1 pseudogene is annotated in these 326 nt (G+C 44.8%); it reads left to right on the forward strand.

What is annotated here, in order from left to right:
* Window positions 1-268: pseudogene (locus KH400_RS23515) on the forward strand (aspartate carbamoyltransferase catalytic subunit); the annotation flags it as partial.
* Window positions 269-326: the final 58 nt, after the last annotated feature.

Below are 326 nucleotides of genomic sequence, written 5' to 3' on the forward strand. Positions count from 1 at the left end.
GTTGCTACGTGTGCAACATGAACGCATCGCGACCGTTGAAAATGCTGACTTTTCACCGATTACGTACCACTTTGAATACGGCCTAACTGAGGAACGCTATAACACTTTGAAAGATTCAGCAATCGTGATGCACCCAGCGCCAGTTAATCGCGGGGTCGAAATTGCGGATCAATTGGTTGAGGCAAGCAAGTCACGCATCTTCCAACAAATGACAAACGGTGTTTACGCCCGCATGGCGATTTTGAACGCTTTAACTGAGGAGAATTAACATGGCAAGTTTGCTTATTAAGAACGCACAAGTTGTGTCACATGATGATGAATTGATT

Source organism: Desertibacillus haloalkaliphilus (assembly GCF_019039105.1).
Lineage (GTDB): Bacteria > Bacillota > Bacilli > Bacillales > KJ1-10-99 > Desertibacillus > Desertibacillus haloalkaliphilus.